The 25289-nt window shown below is 74.5% G+C and carries 19 protein-coding genes; 14 read left to right on the top strand and 5 right to left on the bottom strand.

The window, feature by feature from the left end; genetic code table 11:
- The first annotated feature begins 63 nt into the window (after window positions 1–63).
- Window positions 64–333, top strand: a complete 270-nt coding sequence (gene tatA / locus JOE43_RS00095; protein ID WP_209513705.1) for a twin-arginine translocase TatA/TatE family subunit — start codon at window positions 64–66, stop codon at window positions 331–333.
- Here the strand turns inward: tatA and JOE43_RS00090 are convergent.
- Window positions 330–1550 carry a GDSL-type esterase/lipase family protein gene (locus JOE43_RS00090; protein WP_209513703.1) on the bottom strand — a complete coding sequence of 407 codons (1221 nt, stop codon included), beginning with the start codon at window positions 1548–1550 and terminating at the stop codon, window positions 330–332. The two genes, tatA and JOE43_RS00090, sit on opposite strands and share 4 nt — an antisense overlap.
- A 269-nt stretch (window positions 1551–1819) precedes the next feature.
- On the opposite strand from JOE43_RS00090, the gene JOE43_RS00085 reads away from it, so the two are divergent.
- The 8 genes from JOE43_RS00085 (at window position 1820) to JOE43_RS00050 (ending at window position 13610) form a co-directional block, all read left to right on the top strand.
- Complete coding sequence (locus JOE43_RS00085) at window positions 1820–4249, top strand: excinuclease ABC subunit UvrA (RefSeq protein ID WP_209513701.1); 2430 nt, start codon at window positions 1820–1822, stop codon at window positions 4247–4249.
- 81 nt (window positions 4250–4330) lie between these two features.
- Window positions 4331–4993, top strand: a complete 663-nt coding sequence (locus JOE43_RS00080) for a TetR/AcrR family transcriptional regulator (RefSeq protein WP_056056879.1) — start codon at window positions 4331–4333, stop codon at window positions 4991–4993.
- A gap of 160 nt (window positions 4994–5153) precedes the next feature.
- Entirely contained in the window at window positions 5154–7745 is a 2592-nt protein-coding gene (locus tag JOE43_RS00075) for an MMPL family transporter (protein WP_209513699.1), read from the top strand.
- A gap of 162 nt (window positions 7746–7907) precedes the next feature.
- Window positions 7908–9341 (top strand): SIR2 family protein, encoded by a 1434-nt coding sequence (locus JOE43_RS00070; protein ID WP_209513697.1) that lies wholly within the window; start codon window positions 7908–7910, stop codon window positions 9339–9341.
- 377 nt (window positions 9342–9718) lie between these two features.
- Window positions 9719–10480 carry a TetR/AcrR family transcriptional regulator gene (locus JOE43_RS00065; protein WP_307803172.1) on the top strand — a complete coding sequence of 254 codons (762 nt, stop codon included), beginning with the start codon at window positions 9719–9721 and terminating at the stop codon, window positions 10478–10480.
- Window positions 10477–12237, top strand: coding sequence for an MDR family MFS transporter (locus tag JOE43_RS00060; protein ID WP_209513695.1), 1761 nt, complete (start codon window positions 10477–10479; stop codon window positions 12235–12237). The genes JOE43_RS00065 and JOE43_RS00060 overlap by 4 nt, the downstream gene beginning before the upstream one ends.
- Window positions 12234–12659: a DoxX family membrane protein gene (locus JOE43_RS00055; protein WP_209513694.1), complete on the top strand. Its 426-nt coding sequence runs from the start codon at window positions 12234–12236 to the stop codon at window positions 12657–12659. The genes JOE43_RS00060 and JOE43_RS00055 overlap by 4 nt, the downstream gene beginning before the upstream one ends.
- Before the next feature lie 84 nt (window positions 12660–12743).
- Window positions 12744–13610 (top strand): SDR family NAD(P)-dependent oxidoreductase, encoded by an 867-nt coding sequence (locus tag JOE43_RS00050; protein WP_209513685.1) that lies wholly within the window; start codon window positions 12744–12746, stop codon window positions 13608–13610.
- Window positions 13611–13679: 69 nt separating this feature from the next.
- Here the strand turns inward: JOE43_RS00050 and JOE43_RS00045 are convergent, their stop codons facing one another.
- Window positions 13680–14015, bottom strand: a complete 336-nt coding sequence (locus JOE43_RS00045) for a hypothetical protein (RefSeq protein ID WP_209513683.1) — start codon at window positions 14013–14015, stop codon at window positions 13680–13682.
- 72 nt (window positions 14016–14087) lie between these two features.
- Here JOE43_RS00045 and JOE43_RS00040 point away from each other — a divergent pair, with 72 nt between their 5' ends.
- The 4 genes from JOE43_RS00040 (at window position 14088) to JOE43_RS00025 (ending at window position 20187) form a co-directional block, all read left to right on the top strand.
- Window positions 14088–16739 (top strand): phosphoenolpyruvate carboxylase, encoded by a 2652-nt coding sequence (locus JOE43_RS00040; RefSeq protein WP_209513681.1) that lies wholly within the window; start codon window positions 14088–14090, stop codon window positions 16737–16739.
- A 79-nt stretch (window positions 16740–16818) separates the two neighbouring features.
- Window positions 16819–18189, top strand: coding sequence for a sensor histidine kinase (locus tag JOE43_RS00035; protein WP_209513679.1), 1371 nt, complete (start codon window positions 16819–16821; stop codon window positions 18187–18189).
- The gene (locus JOE43_RS00030; RefSeq protein WP_307803171.1) at window positions 18177–18929 is read left to right on the top strand and encodes a response regulator transcription factor; all 753 of its coding nucleotides are present in this window, start codon (window positions 18177–18179) and stop codon (window positions 18927–18929) included. The genes JOE43_RS00035 and JOE43_RS00030 overlap by 13 nt, the downstream gene beginning before the upstream one ends.
- 247 nt (window positions 18930–19176) lie before the next feature.
- Window positions 19177–20187, top strand: a complete 1011-nt coding sequence (locus JOE43_RS00025; protein WP_374073161.1) for a BMP family protein — start codon at window positions 19177–19179, stop codon at window positions 20185–20187.
- Window positions 20188–20214: 27 nt separating this feature from the next.
- Here the strand turns inward: JOE43_RS00025 and JOE43_RS00020 are convergent, their stop codons facing one another.
- Genes JOE43_RS00020 through JOE43_RS00010 form a run of 3 tightly spaced genes read right to left on the bottom strand, consistent with a single transcriptional unit; the run spans window position 20215 to window position 24874 of the window.
- A complete protein-coding gene (locus JOE43_RS00020) occupies window positions 20215–21039 on the bottom strand; it encodes a nitrilase-related carbon-nitrogen hydrolase (protein ID WP_209513677.1) in 825 nt (274 codons plus the stop codon).
- Window positions 21040–21074: 35 nt separating this feature from the next.
- Window positions 21075–23987, bottom strand: coding sequence for a molybdopterin-dependent oxidoreductase (locus JOE43_RS00015; protein WP_209513669.1), 2913 nt, complete (start codon window positions 23985–23987; stop codon window positions 21075–21077).
- Complete coding sequence (locus tag JOE43_RS00010) at window positions 23984–24874, bottom strand: FAD binding domain-containing protein (RefSeq protein WP_209513667.1); 891 nt, start codon at window positions 24872–24874, stop codon at window positions 23984–23986. The genes JOE43_RS00015 and JOE43_RS00010 overlap by 4 nt, the downstream gene beginning before the upstream one ends.
- Window positions 24875–24916: 42 nt before the next feature.
- Between JOE43_RS00010 and JOE43_RS00005 the strand changes: the two genes are divergently transcribed.
- Window positions 24917–25289, top strand: a 373-nt coding sequence (locus tag JOE43_RS00005) for a 2-oxo-4-hydroxy-4-carboxy-5-ureidoimidazoline decarboxylase (protein ID WP_209513666.1), incomplete at its 3' end; no start/stop codon positions are given.

Genomic DNA, 25289 nt, shown 5'->3' with positions numbered 1-25289 from the left:
GGCACGGCCTACGGTGCGGCACGACCCGGGACCTCCGGGGCGCCCACGACCCAAGGAGTCCCCATGCTCGCCAACCTCGGCGGAATGCACCTGCTGATCATCCTCGGCATCGTCCTGCTGCTCTTCGGCTCGACGAAGCTGCCCGCCCTCGCCAAGGGCCTCGGCCAGTCGATCAGCATCTTCAAGAAGGAGACCGAGAAGGGCGCCGGGGCCGACGAGGCCTCAGGGGCCGCCCCGGTGGCCGCCCCGGTGGTCGCGGCGACCGCCGCGCCCGCACCGTCGCCCGTGCCGTCGAGCGTGACGTCGCAGGCCCCCGGCGACCAGCCGCGCTAGGCGGCTCGGCGCCAGAGCTCCCGCTCGATGTCGAGGGCCAGCTCCCGCAGCGCGTCGAGGGGCAGCCCCCGCACGTCGCGCGGCCTCGGGTCGAAGACGCAGAGCGCCCCGATGCGGACGCCCTCCGCCGTGTGCACCGGGTAGCCCGCGTAGAACCGGATGTCGTTGCGGGGCACCGCCAGGGTGGTCTGCCACGCGTCCGCCACGACGAAGGGCTCGTCGGCGTCGACCGTCGTCGCGCAGAACGACTCGCTGAGCGGCACAGCCGTGCTCGAGCCGAGGGTGCTCACGACGTTCCACTGGTGGTCGTCGAGCACGAGGTTGAACGCGGCGCCGTCGGTCTCGAACAGGGCCCTGGCCTGGTCGGTGATCTGCTGGAAGGCCGCCTCCGGCTCGGGCTGCACGACGCCCGACGCGGCGATCGCCTCGAGCCGCGTCGGCTCGGGCTGCGGGCGGCTGCGGGCCCGCTGCGGAGAGTCGATCCGCGCCCGCTGCGCGTGCAGCAGGGGCGCGACGTGCTCGCTGAGCGCCTCCGCCCAGCTCTCGTAGAGCTCGGCCGTGGCCTCGGCACGCCCGGGCGACCGGTCGTCGTCGACGGCCTCCGCGCCTCCCCCCGTCGGCAGCGTCAGGTGGGTGACCCGGGCGTGCTCGGCACAGACCCCCGCCGAGACCTCAGCCAGCAGGGCCGAGTGGCGCTCGGCGACGGCCGTCGGCTGCACCCCGAACGTGCCGAGCGCGTCGGCGAGGGGCGTGGAGGCGACGACCACCCGCGCGCACGGCCTCGTCCGCTCGAGCAGCGTCGACACGAGGCCGTCGAGGTCGCGGGCGCAGGCGCGCGGCGACCGCAGGGTCATCGCCTCGGCGGCCCCGAGCGTCACCACCACGACGTCCCAGTTCTCGAGGAAGGCGTCGGCCAGCACCGCGTGCAGCGACGGCACCCGGTGCGTCGGGTCGGCGAGGGCCGCGACGTGCGAGCCCCGGCCGGTGCGGCGGGCCAGGCGCCGCGCCAGGCGGCCCGGCAGGGCGACCGAGTGCGAGCTCGTGCCCCAGCCCACGGCCGGCCCGGCGCCCACGATGAGGACCCGGTCGGGGTCGAGGCCCGCCCCGGCGCCGAAGGGCACGTCACGGGGCCGCGGCGTCGTCGTCGACCGGGCGCAGAGCCACGCGTACCGGGCCGCGAGGGCGGGGGAGAGGAGGAGGCGCGCGGCCGGGTTCACGACGTCGCTCCGGCGGCCCGTGCGGTCGTCCGCCCGCTGCGGCCCCGTGCCGTCGTCCGCCCCGGGCAGCCCTGCGTCGTCTCCGCCATCGTGCCGTCTCCCTGATCCGGTGTCGCCGGCGACGAGTCGGTGTGCAGCGGTGCTGCCTCGCGCCCCGACGCCCCCGGGCGTCGTCCCCCCACGCTAGCCACGCTCGCCCGGGCAGACAAGGTGGTCTGCCGGGGAGCGTCCCCGGCCCCGCCGCTGGCTCGCCGCCTACCATCGACCGGATGCCTGCCGACCGCACCCGCGCCTCCTCGTCCGCCCCCGACCCGGTCGACGGCTTCGTGCGGGTGCGGGGCGCCCGCGAGAACAACCTGAGGGCCGTCGACGTCGACGTGCCCCGCGACCGCATCGTCGCGTTCACCGGGGTCTCCGGGTCGGGCAAGTCGTCGCTCGCCTTCGGCACCGTCTTCGCCGAGGCGCAGCGGAGGTTCCTCGAGTCGGTGGCCCCTTACGCCCGCCGGCTGATCGCGCAGGGGTCGACGCCCCGGGTCGACTCGATCACGGGCCTGCCGCCCGCCGTCGCGCTGCAGCAGCGCCGCGGCGCTCCCAGCTCGCGCTCGTCGGTCGGCACGGTGACGACGCTGTCGAACTCCGTCCGCATGCTCTGGTCGCGCGCGGGCACCTACCCCGAGGGCGCCGACCGCCTCGAGTCCGACTCGTTCTCGCCCAACACCGTGGCCGGCGCGTGCCCGCGGTGCCACGGCCTCGGCGTCGCGCACGAGGTGACCGAGGCCTCGGCCGTCCGCGACGGGTCGCTGAGCATCCGCGACGGCGCGATCGCGGCGTGGCCGGGCGCCTGGCAGGGCAAGAACCTCCGCGACGTCACCGCCGTGCTGGGCTACGACATCGACCGGCCGTGGCGGGAGCTGTCACGCGAGGACCGCGACTGGCTGCTCTTCACCGAGGAGCAGCCGGTCGTCGAGGTGCAGCCCCAGCGGGACCGCGTCGCCAAGCCGTACAAGGGTCGCTTCTGGAGCGCACGGCAGTTCGTGCTGCACACCCTCGCCGACTCGCAGAGCGAGGCGCAGCGCACGAAGGTGCTGCAGTTCGTCGAGTCGGGGCCGTGCTCGCTCTGCGGCGGCACCGGCCTCACCCGGGCGGCGCTCGCCGTGACGGTCGCCGGCCGCACGGTCGCCGAGCTGAACGCGCTGCCGCTCACCGAGGTCGCCGAGCTGCTGCGGCCGATCGCGGCCATCACCGACGCCGGCGTCGCGACGTCGCGCGCGTCGTCGGGCGAGCGCACCGAGGTCGCGGTCGCGATCAGCCGCGACCTGCTCGCCCGGGTCGAGGTGCTGACCGAGCTCGGCCTCGGCTACCTCAGCCTCGGCCGCGCGACCCCGACCCTCTCACCCGGCGAGATGCAGCGGCTGCGCATCGCGACGCAGCTGCGCTCGGGCCTGTTCGGCGTCGTCTACGTGCTCGACGAGCCGAGCGCCGGGCTGCACCCCGCCGACGCCGAGCCCCTCGTCGAGGTGCTCGAGCAGCTCGTCGCGAGCGGCAACAGCGTCTTCGTCGTCGAGCACGACATGGACGTCGTGCGCCGCGCCGACTGGATCGTCGACGTCGGGCCCGCCGCCGGGGCCGGGGGCGGCGAGGTGCTCTACAGCGGCCCGGTCGCCGGGCTGGCCGACGTCGAGGCGTCGGTGACCCGCCGCTTCCTGGGAGCCGAGGAGGCGCGCCCCGCCGACCGCGAGCCGCGCACGCCGACCGCGTGGCTGGAGCTGCGCGACGTCACCCGGCACAACCTCCGAGCGCTCGACGTCGACGTGCCCCTCGGCGTGCTGACCGCGGTCACGGGCGTCTCCGGCTCCGGCAAGTCGACCCTCGTCGGCCACGTCGTCGCCGAGCAGGCGGTCGAGCACCCCGGCGTCGACCGCGTCGTGCAGGTCGACCAGAAGCCGATCGGGCGGACCCCGCGCTCGAACCTCGCGACGTACACCGGCCTCTTCGACGCGGTCCGCGCCTCCTTCGCGGCGACCGACGAGGCGCGGGCCCGCGGCTGGGGCGCCGGCCGCTTCTCGTTCAACGTCGTGGGCGGCCGGTGCGAGGTCTGCCAGGGCGAGGGGTCGGTGTCGGTCGAGCTGCTCTTCCTGCCCGGCTCGTACGCGCCGTGCCCCGAGTGCCACGGGTCGCGCTACGCGCCCGAGACGCTCGAGGTCACCTGGCACGGCGCCACCGTCGCCGACGTGCTCGGCATGACCGTCGAGGAGGCCGCGGGGTTCCTCGCCGAGGTGCCCGCCGCCGCCCGGGCGCTCGAGGCCCTGCGGCAGGTGGGCCTCGGCTACCTGCGCCTCGGGCAGCCGGCCCCCGAGCTGTCGGGCGGCGAGGCGCAGCGCATCAAGCTGGCCACCGAGCTGCAGCGCGCCCGCGGCGGCCGCACCCTCTACCTCCTCGACGAGCCGACGACGGGGCTGCACCCGGCCGACGTCGAGCTGCTCGTCGCCCAGCTGCAGCGGCTCGTCGACGCCGGCGGCACCGTGGTGCTCGTCGAGCACGCGATGGACGTCGTCGCGGCGGCCGACCACGTGATCGACCTCGGGCCGGGCGGCGGCGACGCGGGCGGGCAGGTCGTGGCGAGCGGCACGCCGCGCGAGGTGGCGGCGAGCCCGGCGAGCCGGACGGCGCCCTACCTCGCGCGGCGACTCCGGCCCTGACGAGGGCCCGGGGCTCGGGGGCCTGGGAATGCACCCAGAACTGGGTGCACCGAGTGCGTGGGTGCACTTAGTGTAAGCGCCGTGACCGCCGCTCCCGCCCTCGACCGACGTGCCGCGCTGAAGGCGCGGCACCGGCAGGCGATCCTCGACGCGGCCGACGCCCTCATCGCCGAGCGGGGCGCCCCGAGGTTCAGCGTCGACGAGCTGGCAGAGCGCGCCGACGTGTCGCGCCGCACCATCTTCAACCACTTCTCCGGCCTCGACCAGGTCGTGCTGACCCTCGGCACCGTCGCCATCACGAACGCGGTCGAGGAGTTCCAGACCGCCACCGCGGCCGTGGCGACCCCCGCCGCGGTGCTGACCCGCGCCTCCCTCTTCGACGAGGTCACCCTCGCCCTCCGCAGCATCGACCTGCCGGCCGTCATCGCCTACCTCTGGCGCGTGCTCGAGGGCGGCAGCGAGGGGCCGGGCGAGCCGAACGTCATGCAGGACGTCTTCTCGCGGGCGACCGAGCACCTCTCGGCCGACGCGGCGCGCCGCAGCTCCGAGGTCGACGACCTCGACGTCGAGCTGCTCGTCAGCTCGCTGATGCACGGCATCGCCGTGATCGCGGTGCACTGGGTCCGTCGCACGGACGGCGCGCTCGACGACGCGTCGCGCGCGGTCTGGGGCGAGCTGCTCGACCGTCTCGTCGAGACGGTGCGCACGGGCTACCCCGCGGCCCGCGGCCCCGACGGGCCCTGACCCGCCCCGACCGCCCCCGGCGCCCCGACCCGGCGCCCCGACTCACCACCCCTGACCCGCCGCACCCCGGCTGCTCCGCCCCTCCTCCCGACGACGCGAGGCCCACCGCCCCCGGCCACCACCGCACGGCCACCACCGCCCCACCTGGAGGACCACCACCATGGCGACACTGCTCTACCGACTCGGCCGCCTCGCGGCCCGACGCGCCTGGCTGGTGATCGTGGCGTGGGTCGTCGTGCTCGGCCTCGCCGGCGGCGCCTTCGCCCTGTTCGGCGGCACGCTGACCTCCGCCGTCAGCATCCCCGGCACCGCGACCCAGGCGGTGAGCGACGAGCTCTCCGAGAAGTTCCCGGCGGCGAGCGGCGGCTCGGGCTCGGTGGTCTTCACCACCTCGGACGACTCGGCGTTCACCGACGAGCAGAAGACCGAGATCGCCGACCTGCTCACCCGCACGGAGGAGCTCGACGACGTCAAGGGCACGACGAACCCCTTCGACACCCAGGCGCAGCTCGCGGAGCAGGCGCAGAAGGTCACCGACGGGCGCGCCCAGATCGACGCGGGAACGGCGCAGCTCGAGGCCGGGCAGGCACAGATCGACGCCGCGCAGGCGCAGCTGACCGCCGGCCAGCAGCAGCTCGACGCGGCGAAGGCCCAGGCCGAGGCCGCGGGCCAGCTCGCCGCCGCCCAGGCGCAGCTCGACGCGCAGCAGGCCCAGATCACCGCGGGCCAGCAGCAGATCGACGAGCAGCAGGCCACGCTCGACGCCAGCCGCACCGAGCTCGAGACGCAGTCGACCACGCTGGAGGACGGCGCCGACCTGCTCGCCCTCGCGGAGGAGATCCGCCAGGTCTCGAAGGACGAGACGACCGCGGTCGCCAGCATCCAGTTCGACAAGGCCCTCAACCTCGTGACGACGGAGTCGAAGGACGCCCTCGTCGAGGAGATGCAGGGCGCCGACATCGCCGGCGTCGACGTCGAGGTGTCGAACGACATCGCTGCGAGCATCCCCGAGATCCTCGGCCCGGGCGAGGTCGCCGGCGTCGTCATCGCCGCGATCGTGCTCTTCGTCATGCTCGGCACCCTCATCGGCGCCGGCCTGCCGCTCGTCAACGCCCTGATCGGCGTGGGCGTCGGGGTGCTCGCCTCGCTCGCCCTCTCGGGCACCGTCGAGATGCTCTCGGTCACCCCCGTGCTGGGCGTGATGCTCGGCCTGGCGGTCGGCATCGACTACTCGCTCTTCATCCTCAACCGCCACCGGCAGCAACTGCGCGACGGGGTTCCCCTCGAGGAGTCGATCGGGCTCGCCAACGGCACCTCGGGCAACGCCGTCGTCTTCGCCGGCTCGACCGTGCTCATCGCCCTCCTGGCGCTGAACCTCACGGGCATCCCCTTCCTCGGCCTGATGGGCACCGTCGGCGCGGTCTGCGTCTTCGTCGCCATCCTCATCGCCGTCACGCTCACCCCGGCGCTGCTGCGCCTGGTCGGCATGCGCATCCTCACCAAGAAGGTGCGCGCCCGCGTCGGCCAGACCGGCCCGGTGAAGGTGCCCACCTCGCCGATGCGCACCGGCCGTGCCGTGCTCACGCTGGTCGCCGGCGTCGCCGTGCTGCTGATCGTCGCGATCCCCGCGCTGTCGATGCGCCTCGGCCTGCCGGCCGGCTCGTCGGAGCCCGTCGACTCGAGCGCGTACAAGGCGTACAAGCTGATCGACGACAAGTTCGGCGCCGGCGTCAACGGCCCGCTGATCGTCGTCGCCGACCTCGACCAGGCGGTCTCGGAGGACGACCTCGTCGCCGAGCAGGTGCGCATCGGCACCGAGATCAAGGGCGAGGACGACGTCGTGGCGGTGGCGCCGATCGGCGCCTCCGACGACGACCGCACCCTCGCCTTCCAGGTGATCCCGCAGGGCGGCCCGTCGAGCGAGTCGACCGAGCAGCTCGTGCGCGACCTGCGCGGGCTCGACGTCGAGGGCGTCGCAGCGCTCGGCGTCGCGGGCAACGCCTCGGGCAACATCGACGTCAGCGAGAAGCTGGCCTCGGCGCTGCCGCTCTACCTGCTCGTGGTCGTCGGGCTGTCGCTGATCATCCTGATCTTCGTGTTCCGGTCGATCCTCGTGCCGATCACGGCGACGCTCGGCTTCGTGCTGTCGCTGTTCGCGGCCTTCGGCGGCGTGACCGCGGTGTTCCAGTGGGGCTGGCTCGCGCCGGTGTTCGGCGTGCACGACCCGGGGCCCATCCTGAGCTTCCTGCCGATCCTCATGGTCGGCGTGCTCTTCGGCCTCGCGATGGACTACCAGCTGTTCCTCGTCAGCGGCATGCGAGAGTCGTTCGCGCACGGCGCCCCGGCCCGCCTCGCCGTCCAGCGCGGCGTGCACGCCGGGCGGACGGTCGTCATCGCGGCGGCGTTGATCATGACCGCGGTCTTCTCCGGCTTCGTCTTCTCGAACTCGGTGATGATCCAGTCCATCGGGCTCGGCCTCGCCCTCGGCGTGCTCGTCGACGCGTTCGTCGTCCGCCTGCTGCTGATCCCGGCCGTGATGCACCTGCTCGGCGACGCCGCGTGGTGGATCCCGAAGTGGCTCGACCGCATCCTGCCCGACGTCGACGTGGAGGGCGCCTCGCTCGAGCGCTCGCACCCGGCGGCCGCGCACACGGCCGACGAACAGCACCACTCGCACGTCGCTCCCGACGCCGAGGTCGACGCGCCGGTGACGGCGACGTCGCACGACGGCGACGGCGCGCACCGGGCCTAGCCCGGGCCCCGCGAGCGCGGGGGAGCGACTGCGGGAGGCGCGGTGTCGGTCTGACCGGCACCGCGCCTCCCGTGCGTGGTCGGGCCAGTCTCGTGACGACGTTCGCGACGAGTTGTCCACAGGTGCATCCGTGATGACGGGCCCTGCTGGCATGATCTGGCCATGAGCGCACCGGATCTGAGCGAGGAGACCGTCAGCGCGCTGCGATCCGCGGGCCTGACGGCCCACACCACGGTGCTCCTCGGGGCGGGTGCTTCCGTGACCTCTGGACTCCCCACGTGGGACCAGCTAGCCGAGCGGGTCCTCGTCGCGAGCGGGGCTGTCGGCTCTCCGGAGGAGGCTCAGCTCCTCCTGACTCGTCAAGATCCCCTCATCGTCGTCGAGGCTGCGCGGTCCGCCCTGGGGAGCGACTGGGAGCGGAAGCTGAGGGCGAGTCTCTACGAGGGCGTCACCGCGGCGGAGTTCTCGGCTCTCCACAGGGCGACGGCGGCCCACGCCATCGAGTCGGGCCCCGGCGGGACCACCTTGGCGACGCTGAACTTCGACACGCTGCTGGAGGGTGCTCTGGAAGCCGAGGTCGGCGCCGCGGCCCTCCCCGCGACCACCAGTGTCGCCCCCGACGGGCATGACGGATTCGTGGTGCATCACCTGCACGGCATCGTCACGCCCACGTCCTCCGAGGGCGTCGTCGTCGCTCTCACCGACGTCCTGGAGCTGGTCGAGCAAGAGAGCCCCTGGCAGCTCGTGTTCCTGCGGCGGGTAGTAGAGCGCGGAGCGGTGATCATCGCCGGTACCTCCTATCGTGACCCGGACATCCGGCAGTGGTTCCACGCCGCCCTGGCGGAGGCGCCGAGCCATCACGCTGTCTTCGTCATCCTGGCTCGGGAGGGGTTCGGAGTCACCAAGGAGGAATTCCGAAGCCTCGCGAGATCGTTGAGCCTGCAGTGGACCGCCATCGGGATCCGCCCGGTCCTCGTCCACGACTACGCCGACGCTGCCCAGGTCGTCAGGGAGCTCCGCTACATAGACCGTGACGGGTACCTCTCGCCCGCCGACCGGGCTGCTTGCGTCTGGCGCCACCACGAGCACGACTTCCGTGCCCTCCAGAACGCTTACGTGGCCTTCCTGCGCGAAGATGCAGAGATCCTCCAGGGCGTCCTCGATGTCGAGACCCTCAACGTGTCACTGTGGCTGAGCGATGCCGATGGGACCCTTGCGCGGTGGGCCTCCCAAGATCGGCACTATGACGGGGCATCTGCTCTGAGACGGGCCGACACGGGCTTCGACAGCATGTGGATCGCCGGGCGGGCCCTCGGCAGCGACGAGCTGCTGGTCAAGGACCTCCCACCCGATCGGTTGCGACGCTGGTCCTCGGTGATAGCCCTGCCGATCCCTGTCCTCCATCCTCACCTGCCCGCGATGACCAGTGCCGTGATCACCGTCGGCCTCCCCGACGAGGCGAGGCGCTACGAGTCATCCAGCTACCGGTGGAAGGGGCCGTTGGCGGACATCGGCGACGCCTGGAGCACTCGGCTCACAGACGGCCTCGAATGGCCCTCTGGGGCCTACACTTCTGACACGACTTCGGAGGCGTGATGGCAGATTCCCAGAAGCACTCGTCATATCAGGCGCTCGGTGGCGGCGTCTACCGCGTGGTCGGAGTGCATCGAAGTGCGGTCACCGGCAGGTACGTCACTTCTGCCGCGGTGAAGCGTGCCGTGCCCGCAGGTCGTGAGCGGCCGGACGAGAGCGACAAAGGCTCCTCGAAGTAGAGGCTCTTCCGGGAGCGACTGCGGGAGGCGCGGTGTCGGTCTGACCGGCACCGCGCCTCCCGTGCGTGGTCGGGCCGTCTCGGCGATCTCTCAGCTGCTGAGAGTTGCACTCTGCGGCCCAGGGTGCAATTCTTCTCGTCGGGCACCGCGCCCTCGGCGACGTCGCCGGCCCGCACCGCGACGATCGAGAGGAGGCGCGACGTGACCGACAGCCCCGTCGAGAGCCCGCTCGAGAGCGCGCCGGAGCGCGTGCCCGAGTCCGTGCCCGAGACGCTCGGCAAGGCCGCGCTGCGGCGGCTGCGGGTGCGTTCCGAGCTCGTGGCCGAGGCCCGTCGGCTCACCGCCGCGGAGGGCCTGGCCGGCTTCACGATCGACGAGCTCTGCGCGACCGTCGGCATCTCGCGCCGCACCTTCTTCAACCACTTCGCCTCGAAGGACGACGTCGTCGTCGGCGTCGCCCTCGACGACGACGGCGACGCGCCGCTCGTGGCCTACGGCACGACCCGCCGCGACCCCGCGCTGCCGCCGTTCGCCACGACCTTCGACGACCTGTCGACGATGCTCGTCGAGCGGATCCAGCACGTCGGCCTCACCCGGGCCCGCGCCGCCGAGTTCAAGGCCGCGCTCGACCGCGAGCCGCGCCTGCTCGGCAGCGTGATGCGCCAGGGCGACGAGCAGCAGCGGCGCATCGCCGCCTCCGTGGCCGCGCACGAGGGGCTCGACGTCGCCGACCCGCGCGTCGACGTCGTCGTGACCCTGATGACCGGCCTCGCGCAGCGTTCGATGGCCGTCTTCTTCACCGCCGAGGGCGACGGGGCCCAGCGCTTCGACGCGGTGCTCGCCGAGCAGCTGCGGCTCGCCCGCGAGCTGCTGGCCGCCGGCGCCCGCGCTCCGGCCGACACGCCCGCCCCCGTGACACCCCCGCTCCGCACCACCGACCGAGAGGCGCCTCGACCCGCATGACGACCACCACCGAGAAGCGGGCCGACGCCCCCTTCCTGCTCACCCAGAGGCGCATCTGGATCATCTTCGGGGCGCTGATCTCGGGCATGCTGCTGTCGAGCCTCGACCAGACCATCGTCTCGACGGCCATGCCGACCATCGTCGGCGAGCTCGGCGGCGTCGAGCACCAGGCCTGGATCACCACGGCGTACCTGCTCGCGACGACGATCGTCATGCCGATCTACGGCAAGTTCGGCGACGTGCTCGGGCGGCGCAGCCTCTTCCTCGTCGCCATCGCGATCTTCACCCTCGCGAGCATCGGCTGCGCCTTCGCGACCGACTTCTGGATGTTCGTGGTCTTCCGGGCGATCCAGGGCCTCGGCGGCGGCGGCCTGATGATCCTGTCGCAGGCGATCATCGCCGACATCGTGCCGGCCTCCGAGCGCGGCAAGTACCTCGGCCCGCTCGGCGCCGTCTTCGGCCTCTCCGCCATCGGCGGGCCCCTGCTCGGCGGCTTCTTCGTCGACCACCTGACCTGGCAGTGGGCCTTCTACATCAACGTGCCCGTCGGGGTCGCCGCGTTCGTCATCGCCTGGATGGCCCTGACCCTGCCCAGCAAGAAGGCCACGAAGAAGGTCGACTGGCTCGGCGTCGTGCTGCTCTCCGCGGCCACCACCTGCCTCATCTTCTTCACGGAGTTCGGCGGCCAGGCCGACCACGGCTGGGGCGCCCCCGAGACCTGGCTGTGGGGCGCCGGCGTGCTCGTCGCGGTCAGCCTCTTCGTGCTCGTCGAGTCGCGGGCCGACGACCCGATCATCCCGCTCTCGTTCTTCCGCAACCGCGTGTTCGTGCTCGCCACGGCCGTCGGCTTCGTGCTCGGCATCGGCATGTTCTCGGCCATCGCGTTCGTGCCGACCTTCCTGCAGATGTCGTCGGGCGCCTCCGCGGCGGTCTCCGGCCTGCTGCTGCTGCCGATGATGGCGGGCCTCATCGGCACCTCGATCATCTCGGGCAACCTGATCACGAAGACCGGCCGCTACAAGGCGTTCCCGATCGTCGGCACGGTGCTCACCGGCATCGCGATGGCGCTCTTCACGACGCTCACGGCCGACACGCCCCTCTGGCTGATCTGCGTCTTCCTGCTGATCTTCGGCGCCGGCCTCGGCCTCATCATGCAGGTCGTGGTGCTCGTCGTGCAGAACTCGGTCGACGCGGCGAACGTCGGCACGGCGACCAGCACGAACAACTACTTCCGCGAGGTCGGCGCGGCGCTCGGCGTCGCGATCTTCGGCGCGCTCTTCACGAGCCGCCTCACCGAGAACCTCACCAGCGTCTTCACCGGTGCCGGGGCCTCGGCGGGCGACGCCGCGCAGTCGACGGCGACCCTCGACCCCGCGACGCTGAACCAGCTGCCCGAGGCGATCCGTCGCCAGGTCGTGGAAGGCTACGCCGACGCGCTGGCGCCGGTCTTCGCCTACCTCATCCCGTTCATCGCCGTGGCGTTCGTGCTCGCGCTCTTCCTGCCGCAGATCGCCCTCAGCGACGTGGCCGGCATGGTCGCCCGCGGCGAGGCCGTCACGGGCGAGGAGGCCGACCGGCTCGAGGCGGAGGCGCGGGGCCGCACCGCAGGGGCGCCCGCCGCCACGTCCGCCGCCGGCGAGACCGCCACCGCCGCCGCCCTCGCCACGGGGGCGCCCGTCGCCCCGCTCGACGGCGCCGTGGGCGACACCGACCCGCACCCCGACTCCCCCCGCACCGACCGAACGGACCGACCATGACCTCGCGCAAGCTCCCCCGCACCTCCGTGCCCCGCACGATCGGCCGGGTGCTGCTCGGCTCCGCGCTGGTCTTCGCCGGCACCAGCCACCTCACCTTCGGCCGCGAGGACTTCCGCGCGCAGGTGCCCGAGTTCGTGCCGCTCAGCGAGGACGTCACGGTGCTCGCCTCGGGCGTCGCCGAGATCTCGCTCGGCGCCGCGCTGATCGCCCTGCGCGGCCGTCGCGTGACGGTCGGCTGGGTCGCCGCGATCTTCTTCACGGTGATCTTCCCCGGCAACATCGCGCAGCTCGTCCACCACCGCGACGCGTTCGGGCTCGACACCGACACCAAGCGCGGCCTGCGCCTGCTCGGCCAGCCGCTGCTGATCGCCTGGGCGCTCTGGTCGACCGGGGCCTGGCGCGACCGGAAGCGCCGCCGCTAGCCGCACCGCGCCTCCCGCGCTCCGCCCCGCGCCCCTCCTCCCGCACCCAGGCGGGGCGGGGGGCGCGCGGCTATCGTGCACGGCATGACCGTCACGCTGCCCGCCCCCGCCCGACTCGACGACCGCACGGTCGTGATCACCGGCGCGAGCTCGGGCATCGGCCGTGCCGCGGCCGTCGCGCTGTCGGGCCTCGGCGCCACCGTCGCCGTCGTCGGGCGCAACGCCGAGCGCACCCGCCGCGTCGCCGACGAGGTCGGCGGCCAGGCCTACCTCGCCGACTTCACCGACCTCGCCGCCGTGCGCTCGCTCGGCGAGCAGCTGCTCGCCGACCACCCCCGCATCCACGTGCTGGCGAACAACGCCGGCGGCCTCATGCCCGAGCGCGGCACCACCGGCGACGGCTTCGAGACGACGCTGCAGAGCAACCACCTCGCGGCCTTCCTGCTGACCTCGATCCTGCTGCCGCGCCTCACCGAGACCGCGCAGGACGTCCCGCCGGGCGCCGTCCGGATCATCCAGACCTCGAGCGCCGGCAACCTCATGGGCCGCGTCGACCTCGACGACCTCGACACCTCGACCGGCCCGTGGCTCGGCGGCATGCGGGCCTACGGCACCTCGAAGCTCGCGAACGTCCTGTTCACGCGCGAACTGGCCCGCCGCCTCCGCGGCACCGCGGTCGACGCGTTCGCGTTCCACCCCGGCTTCGTGGCCTCGAGCTTCGGCGGCGGCGGCCCCGTCGTCAGCCTCGCGAAGAACCTCGCGATCAGCACCGAGCAGGGCGCCGAGCCCCTCGTCCGGCTCGCGGCGGCGGCCTCGGTGCCCGCCCCGAGCGGCAACTACTTCGACCGCCTCAAGGCGCCCGGCCGCGTCGCGGCGCAGGCCGGCGACCGCGAGCTCTCGCGCGGCCTCTGGGAGCGCAGCGCCGCGATGGTCGGCGTCTCCGCCGCCTGACGCACTGCCGCCTGCCGCCCCGCGTGCCCCCGACCGGTGGCGGGCGCAGGCGCGGGCGCAGGCGCAGCGCTACGCGCGGCTGCCGGCCTCGACGACGGTCTCGACGAGGCGCACGTGCGAGACGGCGACGCGGGTCGGCTGGCCCGCGAACGCCGCGGCCCGGCCCTCGCTGGACAGGTACGTCTGCTCGAGGGCGGTGAACGCCGCGGCGTCGCCGGGCACGCTGACCGCCCAGGTGAACTGCTCGGCCTCGCGGTCGGCGTAGGCGAACTCGACCGTGAAGCCCTGGGCGGTGCGGACGGGCACGATCTCGGCGTGGAACCACGCCAGGAACTCGTCGAGCACCCCCGGCACCAGGTCGTAGCGGCGCAGCTGGACGGTCTTCGCGGAGGGCTCGGGGCTCATGCCGCCACCCTAGGCCGACCCCCGGGGCCCCGATGTTCGTCACACTCCGCCCGCGTGCCACAGAATGGTCGCGTGACGGACACCGAGACCCCCCGACGCCCTGACGGCACCTCCCGCGACGACGTCCGGGGCGAGGTCGACGCGGCCCTCCGCGCCGACGTCAGCTTCCTCGGCAGCCTGCTCGGGCGCGTGCTCACCGAGGCCGGCGGCCCCGAGCTGCTCGCCGACGTCGAGGCCCTGCGCGCCGCCGTGATCGGCGCCTACGAAGGCGACACCGACGAGGTGGCGAGGGCCCGCGCCCGCGACCTCGTCGAGTCGCTCGACCACGAGCGCGCCGAGCAGGTCGCCCGCGCCTTCACCTGCTACTTCCACCTCAGCAACCTCGCGGAGGAGCACCACCGCGTGCGCGTGCTGACGCGCCGCGGCTCGGGGCCCGACTCCCTGCCGGCCGCCGTCGAGCGGCTGGTCGACGAGCTCGGTGCCGACGAGGCGTCGCGGCGCCTCGCCGAGCTGCGCTTCCAGCCCGTCTTCACGGCCCACCCGACGGAGGCCCGCCGCCGCGCCGTGGCGTCGACCATCCGCCGCATCAGCGACCTGCTCGCCGAGCGCGACATCTCCGCCAACGAGGTGACCGGCGCCGAGACGCAGCGCCGCCTCCTGGAGGAGATCGACACGCTGTGGCGCACCTCGCCGCTCCGCACGACGCGCCCGACCCCGCTCGACGAGGTCCGCACCGCGATGAACGTCTTCGACCAGACGCTCTTCGAGGTCGTGCCGACCGTCTACCGCCTGCTCGACGACCGCCTGCAGGGCGACGGCGCCGGCCGCGAGCCGGTGCGCGCCCCCGCCTTCATGCGCCTCAGCAGCTGGATCGGCGGCGACCGCGACGGCAACCCGCACGTCACCGCCGAGGTGACGCGGGCCGCGGCCGAGATCGCCAGCGAGCACGTGCTGATCGGCCTGCAGCGCGCGACCACGCGCATCGGCAGCACCCTCACGCTCGACGAGGCCGACACCCCCGGCGACGAGGGCCTGGTGGCGCTCGCCGAGCAGCAGCGGCAGCTCGAGCCCGACGTCGCCTCGCGCATCGGCATCCGCTCGCCCAACGAGAGCCACCGCCGGGTGCTGCTCTTCGTCGCGGCGCGCCTCGAGGCGACCCGCCTCGGCCAGGAGCCCCTCGCCTACGGCCGCCCCGACGAGCTGCTCGACGACCTCCGCACCGTGCAGCGCTCGCTGCGGGCCGCGGGGGCCGACCGCGCCGCGAACGGCGAGCTGCAGAACCTCGTGTGGCAGGTCGAGACCTTCGGGTTCCACCTCGCCGAGCTCGAGGTGCGCCAGCACTCGCAGGTGCACCGCACCGCCCTCGAGGAGGCGCGGGCCGGCGGCGAGCTGAGCCCCACCACCGTCGAGGTGCTGGAGGTGTTCCGCGTGGTCGCCGAGCTGCAGCAGCGCTTCGGGCGCCAGGCCGCCTCCCGCTACATCGTCTCGTTCACGCAGTCGTCGGCCGACCTCGCGAACGTCGTCGAGCTGGCCGAGCTCGCGCTCGGCTCGGCCGAGGCGGCGCCCGTGCTCGACGTCATCCCGCTCTTCGAGACGTTCGCGGACCTCGAGGCGTCGACGCGCATCCTCGAGGAGGCCCTGCAGACGGAGCCCGTCCAGCGTCGCCTCGCGGCGAACGGCCGCCGGCTCGAGGTCATGCTCGGCTACTCCGACTCGTCGAAGGACGTCGGGCCGGTCAGCGCCAGCTTCGCGCTGTACGACGCCCAGGCGCGCATCGCCGAGTGGGCCGAGCGCAACGACATCGTGCTGACTCTCTTCCACGGCCGCGGCGGCTCGATGGGCCGCGGCGGCGGGCCGGCCCACGAGGCCGTCCGCGCCCAGCCGCCCGGATCGGTGGAGGGGCGGTTCAAGATCACGGAGCAGGGCGAGGTGATCCTGGCGCACTACGGCAACAAGACCATCGCCGCCCGGCACATCGAGCAGATGGCCGCCGCGACCCTGCAGGCGTCGAGCCCCGCCACGGCCGCGCGCAACGCCGCCGCGGCCGAGCGCTTCGCCCCGCTCGCGACCGCGATGGACGCCGCCTCGAAGGACGCCTTCTTCGGCCTCGTCAAGGCGGACGGCTTCGCCCAGTGGTTCGCCACGGTCACCCCGATGGAGGAGGTGGGCCTGCTCGCGCTCGGCTCGCGCCCCGCGCGGCGCGGCCTCTCGGTCGAGTCGCTGGAGGACCTCCGGGCGATCCCGTGGGTGTTCGCCTGGACCCAGGCGCGCATCAACCTCGCCGGCTGGTACGGCCTCGGCTCCGCGCTCGCCGCGGTGGGCGACGTCGAGCTGCTGCGCGAGGCGTACGCCTCGTGGCCGCTCTTCACGACGATGATCAAGAACGTCGAGCTGTCGTTCGCCAAGACCGACGACCACATCGCCCGCGAGTACCTCGGCCTCGCCGAGCGCACCGACCTCGCCGACCGGGTGCTCGCCGAGATGGCGCTGACCCGCGAGTGGGTGCTCCGCGTGAGCGGCCACGCCGAGGTGCTCGAGGGGCGACCGGTGCTCAAGCGCTCGGTGCGCCTCCGCAGCCCGTACGTCGACGCGCTGTCGCTGCTGCAGCTGCGGGCGCTCCGTGGCATCCGCCGCGCGGTCGAGAAGGACCCGGCCGACGCCGACCACCGCCTCCTCCTGCTCACCGTCAACGGGATCGCCGCGGGCCTGCAGAACACCGGATGACCCCGGGCGCGGTCGCGGGGCCCGGATCTCCGACCTTCGGTCGATCCGGGCCCCGAGGGCCGCTCCGTAGGCTCGCCGCATGACCGCGACAGCCTGGCCCGTGAGCCCGCCGCCGAGCCCCGCCGACGTCGGCCGCCCCGCCGAGGGCGACCGCCCCGGCGTCGCGGCGCGGCTCTGGTCGGAGACCTGGCGCTGGGTCGTCGCCGCGGTCATCGGCCTCCTGCTCTTCGTGCTCGTCTGGTTCTCGGACGACGCGGTGCCCGAGGCCCTCGGCGAGCCCCGCTTCACGATGCTGGTGCTGCTCGACCTCGTGCTCGGGCTGGCCGCCCTCGTGCTCGTGCCCTTCCGACGGCACGCGCCCCTGGTGGTGGCCCTCGTCGTCGTGACGATCTGCGGGGCCTCCGCGCTCGGCATCGGCGCCGCGGTGCTCGCCACCGTCTCGCTGGCGACCCGTCGCCGCCCCGTCGAGATCGGTCTCGTGTCGGTCGTCTTCGTCGGGGCGTCGGTGCTCGGCGACCGCATCGTCACGCAGGCCACGGCGGCGACGCCCCTCTGGCAGGTCGTCGCCGTGTCGGTGCTCGTCGTCGCCCTGCTCGTCGCCGTGGGCCTCTACGTCGGGGGTCGCCGCGAGCTGCTGCGCTCGCTCCGCGAGCGGGCCCGCCTCGCGGAGGAGGAGCAGTCGCTCCGCCTCGCGCAGGCCCGCGACCACGAGCGCACCCGGATCGCCCGCGAGATGCACGACGTGCTCGCCCACCGGCTCTCGCTCGTGGCGCTGCACGCCGGGGCGCTCGAGTACCGCGAGGGGCTCGGCGAGGCGGAGACTCGGGCGACGGCCGGGGTCATCCGCGACGCGGCCCGGGCGGCGCTCACCGAGCTGCGCGAGGTGCTCGGCGTGCTGCGTGACGGCGACGGCGACGGCGACCGGGACGGCGCCGGGGAGGGCGCCGGGGAGGGCGGCGTGGGCGGTGCCGGGCGCGACGGCGCCGCCGCCGACCCCGCGGCCGTGCCGCCGCAGCCCACGCTGGCGGGCCTCGACGGGCTGCTCGGCGAGGCCCGGGCGGCCGGCTCGGTCGTGACGCTGCGGGTCGACGACGACACGCGCCGGGGGCTGGAGGCGCTGCCGACGTCGACCTCGCGCCACGCCTTCCGCGTCGTGCAGGAGTGCCTCACGAACGCGCGCCGCCACGCGCCGGGGCAGCCGGTGACGGTCGGGCTCTCGGGGCGGCCGGGGCGTGAGCTGCGGGTGCGGGTCGAGAACCCGGCCCCGAGCGCGGCGACGACGACGGCGGCGACGGCGGCAGCCGCCGACGCCGGCGGCCTCGGCGTGCCCGGGCGCGGGCACGGCCTGACGGGCCTCGAGGAGCGGGCCCGGCTGGCGGGCGGGTCGCTGACCGTCGAGCACGTCGACGGCCGGCACGCGGTGGAGGCGCGGCTGCCGTGGACGAGGTGACCCGCGACTCCCCGGGGCCGGCCCCCGTGCGCGTCGTCGTGGTCGACGACGAGCGCCTGGTGCGCGAGGGCCTGCTCCTGCTGCTCGGCGGCGACCCGGGCATCGAGGTGGTGGGCCAGGCGGAGGACGGCCTGGCCGCCGAGGCCGTCATCGCCCGCACCCGGCCCGACGTCGTGCTGATGGACATCCGCATGCCGCGCTGCAACGGCCTCGACGCCACCGCCCGCGAGCTGCGGCGACGGCCCGACCTCGCGGTGCTCGTGCTGACGACCTTCGACGCCGACGAGATGGTGCTCGGGGCGCTGCGGAGCGGTGCCCGCGGCTTCGTGCTCAAGGACACGCCGCCGGCCGAGCTGGTCGCCGCCGTGCACGCGGCCGCCGAGGGGCGCTCGACGCTCTCGCCGTCGGTGCTCGACCGGGTCATCGAGGTCGCGGCCGGGCGCGGCGGGGGAGCGGGGCAGGGCGCGGGGCAGGGCACGGGCCCGGGCTCGGGCTCGGACGCGGGTGGCGCCGCCGCCGCGGTCGTCGGCGAGGTCGAGCGCTTCGAGCGGCTGACCGAGCGGGAGGCGGAGGTCGCCCGGGCGGTGGCGCGCGGCCTCACGAACGCGCAGGTCGCGGCCGACCTCTTCATCACGCTCGCGACGGTGAAGACGCACGTCGGCCACGTCTACGAGAAGCTCGAGGTGGAGGGGCGGGTCGACCTGGCGATGCTGGTGCACCGGGTGGGCGGGGCGCGCTGACGACGTGCGCCCCGCCGTCGCCGGGCGCGCACGCCGGCGTCACGGAGGCGGCACCGCGGCCGATCGGTGCCATGATGCTGCTCACCCCTGCAGCATCCCCCAGCCCGGAGGTCTCCCCGTCGTGTCAGTCCGCCCCGCCCGCACCGTCAGCCCCGTCGGCCCTGCCCGCCCTGCCGCCCCCGTTCGTGCGTCGTCCTCTCGTCGCCCCTCGCGCCTCCTCGGGGGCGTCGTCGGGCTCTCGGCCCTCGTGCTGCTGAGCGCCTGCGCCAGCGCGCCGAGCGACGACGTCGCCGCGACCGACAGCACGCACTGCGCGCGCATGGTGACGAACTCGGGCGGCCTCGACGACCGGTCGTTCAACCAGTCGAGCTGGGCGGGCCTCCAGGCGGCCCAGGCCGAGGACGGCATCGAGGCGAAGGTGCTCGTGTCGACGAGCGAGACCGACCTGGCCCCCAACGTCGAGCAGGCCGTGGGCTCGGGCTGCGGCTTCGTGCTGACCGTCGGCTACGAGCTCGCCGCGGCGACGCAGGAGCAGGCCGCCGCGAACCCCGACGTCGACTTCGCGATCGTCGACGAGAGCGTCGAGGGCGAGAACGTCAAGCCGATCCTGTTCGACACGGCCCAGGCCTCGTACCTCGCGGGCTACCTCGCCGCCGGGGTCAGCAAGACCGGGGCGGTCGCGACGTTCGGCGGCGGCAACCAGCCCCCGGTCACCCTGTTCATGGACGGCTTCTCGGACGGCGTCGACGCCTACAACGCCGCGCACGGCACCTCGGTCGAGCTGCTCGGCTGGTCGAAGGAGGCGCAGGACGGCTCGTTCACCGGCGACTTCGAGGACGTCAACAAGGGCAAGCAGCTCGCGCAGGCGCTGATCGACCAGGGCGCCGACGTGATCATGCCGGTGGCCGGCCAGGTCGGCGAGGGCGCGGCCTCGGCCGCCCTCGACGCGGGCGGGGTCTCGGTGATCTGGGTCGACAACGACGGCTACGACACGCTGCCCGAGGAGTACCGCCCGATCATGCTCACCTCCGTGATCAAGGACACCGAGCAGGCCGTGCAGCAGATCGCCGTCTCGTCGACCGACGACTCGTTCACGGCGGAGCCCTACGTCGGCACGCTCGACAACGGCGGCGTCGACCTCGCGCCCTTCCACGACCTGGCGTCGTCGGTGCCGGCCGAGCTGCAGGCCGAGCTCGACGCGGTGCGCGCGAGCATCGTCAGCGGCGAGCTCGTCGTCGAGTCGCCCAGCGCGCCGTAGCGCGGCCCAGCGCGACGGAGGCGCGGGTCAGCCCTGCGGCCCGCTCGCGACCGCGAAGCGCTGGTTCGCCAGCACGGGCAGCGACCCGCGGGCGGCGTCGACCTGGTCGAGGTCGACGTCGACGACCCGGAGCTCGGGCGCCGCGCCGAGCTCGACGAGCACCTCGCCGAGCGGCGACACGACGACGCTGTGCCCGACCCCGGTGGGCGCCCCGCCCGAGGGCTCGACGCCCTGCGTCGCGGGGTCGCCCTGGCCCACGGCCACGACGACGGTGGTCGTGTCGACGGCCCGGGCCCGGGTCAGCAGCCGCCACTGCTCGACCTTGCCGGGGCCCGCTCCCCACGACGCGCAGACGAGGCTGACGCGCGCGCCCGCCGCGGCCGTCGCGAGGAACAGCGCGGGGAAGCGCACGTCGTAGCAGGTGGCCAGCCCGACGGTCTCGCCCGCCACCCGGGCGGTGACGGCCCGATCGCCCGGCTGCACCGACTCCGACTCGGCGTAGCCGAAGGCGTCGAAGACGTGCACCTTGTCGTAGTGCGCGCCGTCGCCGGGCGTGGGGCCCGCGACCAGGAGGGTGTTGCGCACCCGCCCGTCGTCGCCGGGCGTGAACGTGCCCACGACGATCGTCGTGCCCAGCCGGGCGGCGAGGGCCCGCACCGCCGACGCCCAGGGGCCGTCGAGCGGCTCGGCGACCGTGGCGAGGTCGGGGCCGCCGAAGGCACAGAGCGTCGCCTCGGGGAAGACGACGAGCTCGGCGCGGTCGGCCGCCGCGAGCTCGGCGACCCGCTCCAGCTCGCGGAGGTTCGCGGCCGGGTCGGCGGTGCTGGTGATCTGGGCGAGGGCGATGCGCATGGTGCTCCGTACTGTAGGCCAGCGGCCGCGCGGGCTCAGCCCCGCGCGAGCCGCCAGAGCCGGTCGCGCGACATGGGCAGCTCGTGCGGCCGGACGCCCAGGGCGTCGCGGATCGCGTTGGCGAGCGCCGGGGCGACCGGGTTGTACGGCGCCTCGCTCATCGACTTGGCCCCGAGCGGCCCGAGGTCGTCGTGGGTCGCCGCGAAGAGCACCTCGGTGCGCGGCACGTCCGAGAACTTGGGCACGCGGTAGTTGCGGAGCGCGGTCGTGGTGACCCGCCCCTCCTCGTCGAGCAGGACCTCCTCGTAGAGCGCCGTGCCGATCGCCTGCGCGGTGCCGCCCTCGACCTGCCCGCGCAGCTGCTCGGGGTTCAGCACCGTGCCCGCGTCGGCCGCCTGGATCGAGCGCAGCATGCGCACCTCGCCGGTCGACCGGTCGACGGCCACGCGGAACGCGTGCACGTTGAACGCGACCGACCGCGGCGTCCCGTCGTGGCTGCCGTCGGCCGAGAGCGGTCCGTCGGCGAGCAGCTGCCCGGCGTCGACGACGACGCGTTCGGGGTCGCCCCCGGGGGTGCGGGAGGCGCGGGTCACGACGACGCCCCCGGTCACCACCTCGGGCAGCGGGCCTCCGTCGACGACCGCCGCCGCGCCTCCGGTGAGGTCGAGCGCCCGCTCCACCATCGCGGCCCTGAGCTTCTGCGCCGCGGCGAGCAGGGCCTTGCCGGCCACGACGACCCCGGCCGACCCGAAGGCGCCGGTGTCGTAGCGCGCCACGTCGGTGTCGCTCTGCCGGATCGTCACACGGTCGGGCGTGGTGCCGAGCACGGTCGCGACCAGCTGGCCGTGCACCGTGGTCGTGCCGTTGCCGAACTCGGCCGTGCCGACGGCCACGTCGTACCCGCCGTCGGGCCGCAGCGCGACCGACGTGTCGGCGAAGTGGCCGCGGGGCGGCATGGTCGCGATCATCGCGAGGGCCATGCCGGTGCCGACGCTCCAGCCCGGGCCCTCGGGCACGACGTCGGCGGCGGCCACCGCGGGGTCGTCGCTCGGGGTCGTCAGGGCCCGCTCGACGAGGTCGAGGCACTGGTCGAGGCCGTAGCTGCCGTAGAGCAGGTCCGTCTCCTCGTCGGGGTCGGTGACGACCATGGGGTCGCCCGGCACGACGACGTTGCGGCGGCGCAGCTCGAACGGGTCGAGGCCGAGCTCGCGGGCCAGCTCGTCCATCGCCGACTCGACGCCGAAGACGACCTGGCCGAGGCCGTAGCCGCGGAACGCCCCCGACGGCAGGTTGTTCGTGTAGACGCTCTCGGCGTCGACCCTCTTGTTCTCGCAGCGGTACACGGAGGTCGACTCGTGCACCGAGTGGTACATGACGCCGATGCCGTGGTTGCCGTAGGCGCCCGTGTCCATCAGCTGGTCGACGTGCATCGCCGTGAGGACGCCGTCGCGGGTGGCCCCGAGCCGCACGCGCACGCGCATCGGGTGCCGGGTCGGCACGACGGTGAACTCGTCGTCGCGGCTCATCTCGTACTGCACGGCGCGCCCGGTGCGCTGCACGGCGAGCGTCACGAGGTCCTCGGTCAGGAGCTCCTGCTTGCCGCCGAAGCCGCCGCCGACCCGCTTGGTGAAGACGCGCACGGACTCCTGCGGCAGGCCGAAGACGTGGGCCACCTCGTCGCGGACGAGGAAGGGCACCTGGCTCGACGTGCGGAGCACGAGCCGCCCGTCGTCGTCGAGCCAGCCCCTCGTCGCGTGCGTCTCGAGCGCCGCGTGGCTGACCCGCTGCGTGCGCCAGGTGCCCTCGACCGTGACGTCGGCGGCGGCCAGGGCCGCGTCGACGTCGCCCGTCTCGCCGTGCATCGCGGCCACGGTGTTGCGCTCGGGGAAGGCGATGCGCGACACCTCGCTCGTCTTCTCGCCGTGCAGCAGCGGGGCGCCCGGGCGCCGGGCCTGCTCGGGGTCGAAGACGGCGGGCAGCAGCTCGTACTCGACGACGACGGCGTCGAGGGCGAGGCGGGCCTCGCGCACGGACTCGGCGACGACGGCCGCGACGCGCTGGCCGCGGAACCGCAGCACGGGGTCGATCACGAGCGAGTCGTCGGGGTCGTCCTCCCGGTCTTCGTGGCGACCGGTCGAGAAGAGCGTGGCGGGGGAGTCGTGGTGCGTGAGGACGGCGTGGACGCCCGGCATGGCCTCGGCGGCCGAGACGTCGATCGACACGACGCGGGCGTGCGGGTGCGGGCTGCCGAGCACGGCGAGGTGCAGCAGCTTCGTCGGCGAACGGAAGTCGAGGGTGTACTCCTCGCCGCCGGTCACGACCCGGAGGGCGGCCGGGGCCGTCGTCGACTGCCCGACGGCCGTGCCCGCGGCCGGCGTCGTCGTGTTGGCGACGCCGCAGATCGCGTCGCCGATCGCCCGGTAGCCGGTGCAGCGGCAGAGGTTGCCCTTGAGCAGCCGGGGCAGGTCGTCGTGGTCGGCCTCGGTGAGGGTCGACGCGGTCACGACCATGCCCGCGGTGCAGAAGCCGCACTGGAAGCCCGCGGCGTCGACGAAGGCCTGCTGCACGGGGTGCGGGTGCTCGACCGTGCCGAGGCCGGCGGCCGTGGTGACGGCGTGGCCGTCGAGGCGGTGCGCCGGCCAGATGCACGAGTGCACGGGCTCGCCGTCGACGAGCACCGAGCAGGCGCCGCAGTCGCCCGCGTCGCAGCCCTTCTTCACCGAGTGCACGCCGGCCTCGCGGAGCACCGTGCGCAGCACCTGGCCGGGCGCCACCGGTGCGTCGACCGGTCGCCCGTCGACCTCGAACGAGACGGTCCTGCCGGAGGCGCGGCTCGGCACGGCCGCCTCGCTGGCGGTCGCCGGGCCGGTCACGCGCCCGCCGGGGGCACCGCCGGGGGCGCTGCTGCCGCCGGGGGTGCTGGTGTCGGCTTCTCCTGGGGTGCTCATGCCGCGCCTCCTCGGGTCGGGGTGCCGGCCGACCGGGCCGGGCCCGGTCGGTGGACGAAGGGCCGCACGGGCGGCGTCGGGGCGGGCGAGAGGGCCTCGGCCCGCAGCTCGTGCGCGAAGAGCGCGCTGACGTGCCGTCGCCAGTCGGGGGCGCCGTGCGGGTCGTCGTACCAGGTGTCGACGCGGGCGAGCGCGTCGGCCAGCGCCCGCTCGCCGGGCACCTCGTCGAAGCGCAGCTGCTCGGGGCGCGTCGTGCCCGCCGTGACCGTGAGCACCCACTCGCCGTCGGCTGAGGTGCGGCTCGTGACGAGCGTGCCCGAGCGGCCCAGCGGGCTCAGGGCGACGCGGCGGAACCCGGTGCGCGAGCGCAGCGACGCGAGGGGCACCTCGAGCGACCGCAGCACCTCGCCGTGGCGGAGCGTGTTCTCGCGCACGCCCGTGACCAGCTCGACCACGGGCTCGCGGCGCTCGCCGCCGTCGGGGGTCCAGACGACGGCCACGGCGTCGAGGGTGCTGAGCAGCGACGTCATCGCGCCCGCCGGCAGGCTCGTCGCGACGTTGCCGCCGACCGTCGCCGTGTTCCAGATCTTGAACGAGGCGAGCAGGCTCTCGGCGCACTGGCGCACGAGCGGGTGCGCCGCCCAGCCCGGCTCCGCCGGCAGCCGCGTCAGCTCGGCCAGCGTGCACGTGGCCGCGACGCTGAGGGCGTCGCCGACGACCTCGAGCGGGGCCCAGCCCAGGGTGGTCAGGTCGACGAGGCCGGTCAGCCCCGGCTGCGGCTCGGAATACAGCCAGGTGCCGCCGCCGAGGGGCAGCTCACCGGGGCCGAACCGCAGCTCGGCCCGCGTCGTCGGGGTGCGCACCTCGCGCACGGTGATCAGGTCCACGACGGCACCCGCCCCCGGGTCGCGGTCAGTACAGTGGCGACCATGATCGACCTCCCCGAGAGCGAGCTGCGCGAGCGGCTGGCCACCGCATTGTCCGTGCAGCGCTGGGTCGACGAGGTGGCCGCGGCCGGGCCCTTCGCCGACGTCGACGCTCTCGTCGGGGCCGCGACGGCCGCCGGCAGCCCGCTCAGCGAGGCCGAGGTCGACGAGGCCATGGCGCACCACCCGCGCATCGGCGAGGCGCCGACGGGCGAGGGCGCCGCGCAGGAGTTCAGCCGGCGCGAGCAGGAGGCGTCGGCGCAGACCGACGACCCGCAGCTCGCCAAGGCGCTCGCCGAGGGCAACGCCACGTACGAGGAGCGCTTCGGCCGCGTCTTCCTCATCCGCGCCGCGGGGCGCAGCCGCGCCGAGATCG

Origin of the sequence: Frigoribacterium sp. PvP121 (assembly GCF_017833115.1) — a bacterium.
Taxonomy (GTDB): Bacteria; Actinomycetota; Actinomycetes; order Actinomycetales; family Microbacteriaceae; genus Frigoribacterium; species Frigoribacterium endophyticum.
This window is presented reverse-complemented; position numbering and strand designations above follow the sequence as displayed.